Annotated in this window: 4 protein-coding genes, 4 tRNA genes and 1 pseudogene; 2 read left to right on the top strand and 7 right to left on the bottom strand. The window is 49.9% G+C overall.

Features of this window, described 5'->3' with window-relative positions; all coding sequences use genetic code 11:
• The 5 genes from QNN88_RS22690 to QNN88_RS22670 all read right to left on the bottom strand — a co-directional run.
• On the bottom strand, positions 1-315 hold a 315-nt coding region (locus QNN88_RS22690), incomplete at its 3' end, for a GTP-binding protein (protein ID WP_000031692.1).
• A gap of 117 nt (positions 316-432) precedes the next feature.
• Positions 433-508 (bottom strand) — tRNA-Thr (locus QNN88_RS22685).
• 5 nt (positions 509-513) lie between these two features.
• A tRNA-Gly gene (locus QNN88_RS22680) sits at positions 514-588 on the bottom strand.
• Between the two features lie 114 nt (positions 589-702).
• A tRNA-Tyr gene (locus QNN88_RS22675) sits at positions 703-787 on the bottom strand.
• 8 nt (positions 788-795) lie between these two features.
• Positions 796-871: transfer RNA gene (locus QNN88_RS22670), tRNA-Thr, on the bottom strand.
• Positions 872-890: 19 nt separating this feature from the next.
• Here QNN88_RS22670 and QNN88_RS22665 point away from each other — a divergent pair.
• Together QNN88_RS22665 and coaA are read left to right on the top strand one after the other, a co-directional pair.
• A pseudogene (locus QNN88_RS22665) lies at positions 891-1,013 on the top strand (hypothetical protein); the annotation flags it as partial.
• A gap of 259 nt (positions 1,014-1,272) precedes the next feature.
• Positions 1,273-2,223, top strand: a complete 951-nt coding sequence (coaA, locus tag QNN88_RS22660; RefSeq protein ID WP_414242130.1) for a type I pantothenate kinase — start codon at positions 1,273-1,275, stop codon at positions 2,221-2,223.
• 30 nt (positions 2,224-2,253) lie between these two features.
• On the opposite strand, the gene birA is transcribed toward coaA, so the two are convergent.
• Entirely contained in the window at positions 2,254-3,216 is a 963-nt protein-coding gene (birA, locus tag QNN88_RS22655; RefSeq protein WP_414242129.1) for a bifunctional biotin--[acetyl-CoA-carboxylase] ligase/biotin operon repressor BirA, read from the bottom strand.
• The gene (murB, locus tag QNN88_RS22650; RefSeq protein ID WP_414242128.1) at positions 3,213-4,241 is read right to left on the bottom strand and encodes a UDP-N-acetylmuramate dehydrogenase; all 1,029 of its coding nucleotides are present in this window, start codon (positions 4,239-4,241) and stop codon (positions 3,213-3,215) included. Before murB ends, birA begins: the two co-directional genes overlap by 4 nt.
• Positions 4,242-4,376: the final 135 nt, after the last annotated feature.

Genomic DNA, 4,376 nt, shown 5'->3' with positions numbered 1-4,376 from the left:
AACCAGGATCGCGCCGTCCATCTGCGCAGCACCGGTGATCATGTTTTTAACATAGTCGGCGTGCCCCGGGCAGTCTACGTGCGCGTAGTGGCGAGTCGGGGTGTCATATTCAACGTGAGAGGTGTTGATGGTGATACCACGAGCTTTTTCTTCCGGCGCGTTATCGATCTGATCAAATGCGCGAGCAGCACCGCCGTAGGTTTTAGCCAGTACGGTAGTGATGGCAGCGGTCAGCGTTGTTTTACCATGGTCAACGTGGCCGATAGTACCGACGTTAACGTGCGGTTTTGTACGTTCAAACTTTTCTTTAGACATCGATTGTCCCTCTAAGACACGGATAAATCGGTGATATCACCACATCAACCAGGCAATATGCCTGAACTGTTGATTCATTGAGTCGTTACAGAGAAAACACGGGAAGGAGAAGTGAAGTGGTGCTGATACCCAGAGTCGAACTGGGGACCTCACCCTTACCAAGGGTGCGCTCTACCAACTGAGCCATATCAGCACGTCTGGAGCGGGCAGCGGGAATCGAACCCGCATCATCAGCTTGGAAGGCTGAGGTAATAGCCATTATACGATGCCCGCATCCTGGAACTCGGCTACCCAGTTCTTTCTGTAACAAAAAAAGAGACAAGTCTCTTTTCTCATTCGAGCCGATTATTTTCTTAACCAGCTCAGACAGCAATCGCTGCCAGAAAGTGGTGGTGGGGGAAGGATTCGAACCTTCGAAGTCTGTGACGGCAGATTTACAGTCTGCTCCCTTTGGCCGCTCGGGAACCCCACCGGACTTGATGGTGCCGACTACCGGAATCGAACTGGTGACCTACTGATTACAAGTCAGTTGCTCTACCTACTGAGCTAAGTCGGCATCAAGTAGCGCGCATTCTATGGAGACCTGCGTGCTCATGCAACTAAAAAATTGCATAAAATGTTCTATTGCTCACATTTTGCGCTATACGGCCAAAAAATGGCGTATTTTCAGTCAGCTTAGCATAAAATTTCGACATTACCTGGTAGCACATTTCCTCCCACCTGCGCCAGCGAGCCCTTCAACGCGTCAAATCAGCGTCTGCACATCTGGAATATCTGTCACATAACTTTTCAGGTAATGGCGGCAGGAAGAGATTTTTTCTTATTATTCCCTCCCATCTGGTGTTACCCTCCTGCCCATTGTCCAAATTAACTGAAATGTGACGTGCCATTGCATGCAGGGGATGACGCGCTTTTTATCACTGCCCTGAAGATGTAATGACAGCCAGAAACATGCTTATGCGTATAAAAGAGCAAACGTTAATGACGCCTTACCTACAGTTTGACCGCAACCAGTGGGCTGCGCTTCGTGATTCCGTGCCGATGACCCTCACTGAAGAAGAGATCGCGCGGTTAAAAGGGATTAATGAAGATTTATCGCTGGAAGAAGTTGCAGAGATCTATTTACCCCTGTCGCGTTTGCTTAACTTCTATATCAGCTCGAACCTGCGCCGTCAGGCGGTTCTCGAACAGTTTCTGGGTACGAATGGCGAGCGCATTCCTTATATCATCAGTATTGCGGGCAGCGTGGCGGTAGGGAAAAGTACCACCGCGCGTGTATTGCAGGCGTTACTGAGTCGCTGGCCAGAACATCGTCGCGTCGAGTTAATCACCACCGATGGCTTCCTTCATCCAAACCAGGTATTAAAAGACCGTGGGTTAATGAAGAAAAAAGGGTTTCCTGAATCGTATGACATGCACCGTCTGGTCAAGTTCGTCTCCGACCTGAAGTCTGGCGTGCCAAACGTCACCGCGCCGGTTTATTCGCATCTGATTTATGATGTGATCCCTGACGGAGATAAAACCGTTGCCCAGCCTGATATATTAATTCTCGAAGGACTTAATGTTCTGCAGAGTGGGATGGACTATCCACACGATCCACATCATGTATTTGTTTCGGACTTCGTCGACTTCTCTATTTATGTTGATGCGCCGGAAGATTTACTACAGACATGGTATATCAATCGCTTTCTTAAATTCCGCGAGGGTGCATTTACCGACCCCGACTCTTATTTCCATAACTATGCAAAACTGACGGAAGAGGAAGCAATCAATACAGCCTCCTCATTATGGAAAGAAATTAACTGGCTGAATTTAAAGCAGAACATTTTACCCACGCGTGAGCGCGCAAGTCTGATCATGACCAAGAGCGCGAATCATGCCGTTGAGCAGGTTCGCCTGCGAAAATAATGAAAAAAGGGAGCCTAAGCTCCCTTTCTCTTATTCTGCACTTCTCAGAGAGATTTCTCCCCCAACCCAGGGTTTCACTATCCCATCCTGTTCCAGAAGTAATGCGCCTTGCGTGTCAATACCACGAGAAATACCGAATATTTCTTTATCACCGATAATCAGTTTAACCGGACGATTGATAAAGTTATCCAGTTTTTCCCAGCGGGAAAGATAAGGCTCCAGTCCTTCCTGTTCAAATAACTCCAGCGCAGTACGTAATTCCCGAATGAGTCTCGCGGCCAGCGTGTTACGATCAAGCGTAATCCCGGCTTCCTGCAGCGTAATCCATCCCTGATTCACCACGCCCTCTTCCACACGGCGCATCGCCATGTTAATGCCAGCACCAATGACGATCTGGGCAGCATCGCCCGTCTTACCCGTCAACTCGACCAGGATCCCCGCCAGTTTACGATCCAGCAGGTAGAGATCGTTAGGCCACTTCACTCGAACTTTATCCGCACCCAGATCGCGCAGCACCTCGGCCATAACGATACCGATCACCAGGCTTAAGCCGATCGCGGCGGCAGGTCCCTGCTCCAGACGCCAGAACATCGAAAGATAAAGGTTTGCGCCAAAGGGAGAAAACCACTTACGTCCACGACGTCCACGGCCTGCCTGTTGATATTCCGCCACACAGGCATCGCCAGACTGTAATAGCTCGATACGGTCCAGCAGGTACTGATTGGTAGAATCGATAACTGGCAGCACAGCTACTGTACCGTGATCCAACTGGCTGTATATGCGCTCAGCATCCAGTAACTCGATCGGCTCCGGCAGACTGTATCCTTTGCCTGGGACAGTAAAAACGTCGACTCCCCAGTCACGTAAGGTCTGGATATGTTTATTGATGGCAGCCCGACTCATCCCCAGCTTTTCACCCAGTTGCTCGCCAGAATGAAACTCGCCGTCAGCCAGCAAGGAGATAAGCGTCAGGGGAACGGTATTATCCTTCATGCAATGATCTCCACGGCATTGACTTCACCCGTCTGACCGATGAAACGTACTTCAGGTTCCAGCCAGACGTTAAATTTCTCACCGACTTTTTCACGCACCAGATGCGCGAGATTGACCACATCTTCGCTTGTCGCATTACCCGCATTAATAAGTACAAGTGCCTGTTGACGATGCACGGCTGCCCCTCCGATACTCACGCCTTTCAGCTCACACTGGTCAATGAGCCAGCCAGCCGCCAGTTTTACTGAACCATCAGATTGAGGATAATGAGGGGCATTTGGAAACTGAGACAGCAGTGCCTCAGCCACGTCCTTTGCCACAACGGGATTTTTAAAAAAACTGCCTGCATTCCCGCTAATATTTGGGTCGGGCAGCTTCGTTCTGCGCATATGGCAAACTGAATCGAACACCTGCTGCGGTGTAACCGTGGCGGGATCCAGGCGCGCCAAATCACCATAGGTCAACACCGGCTGCCATTGTTTCATCAGGCGTAAACCCACGGCAACGATCGCATAGCGATCCTGATACTCATGCTTGAAAATGCTGTCACGGTAGCCAAATCGACACTCTGTTGCGCTGACGCGCTGTGTTTTACCCGTTGCCAGTTCTACGCAGTCAACATAAGCACAAACTCGCTGGAGTTCTACACCATAAGCGCCGATATTCTGGATAGGGGAAGACCCCACACAACCAGGGATAAGCGCCAGGTTTTCCAGCCCAGCCATGCCCAGCTGTAGTGTATGTTCGACCAGACGATGCCAGTTTTCACCGGCGCCGATATGCAATTGCCAGGCTTCCGGCTGTTCTGTCACCTCAATACCTTTGATACGGTTGATAATGACCGTCCCGTGGAAGGTATCGAGAAACAAGACGTTACTCCCTTCACCCAGTATTAATACCGGTTGATGTAACGCATTCGCAGATTGCCAGACATTCACTAATTGTTGTTCGTTTTCAACACAAACAATCTCATTAGCGGACTGCTCGAGACCGAATGTATTCCAGGCTTTAAGGGAGTGATTCATAGACGCTTTCCTGATGCAAAATCGCGGCTAGTTTACCGCATATGCCGCAGTATGGCTTGTATTATGGCGGGATCATGTTTCATGACGCTGTGTTGGTCGGATAAGGCAAGGCCACTCTCCGGCAAATCTACAGCA

The organism is Citrobacter sp. ANG330, assembly GCF_047467925.1.
GTDB classification, from domain to species: Bacteria; Pseudomonadota; Gammaproteobacteria; order Enterobacterales; family Enterobacteriaceae; genus Citrobacter_A; species Citrobacter_A amalonaticus_G.
The sequence above is the reverse complement of the archived record's forward strand: the minus strand, read 5'-3'. Positions and strand labels throughout refer to the sequence as shown.

What these genes read in the sequence shown, in the direction of transcription:
- birA (WP_414242129.1), bottom strand. Translation starts at nt 3,216, where the DNA reads ATGAAGGATAATACCGTTCCCCTGACGCTTATCTCCTTGCTGGCTGAC.
- murB (WP_414242128.1), bottom strand. Translation starts at nt 4,241, where the DNA reads ATGAATCACTCCCTTAAAGCCTGGAATACATTCGGTCTCGAGCAGTCC.
- coaA (WP_414242130.1), top strand. Translation starts at nt 1,273, where the DNA reads ATGCGTATAAAAGAGCAAACGTTAATGACGCCTTACCTACAGTTTGAC.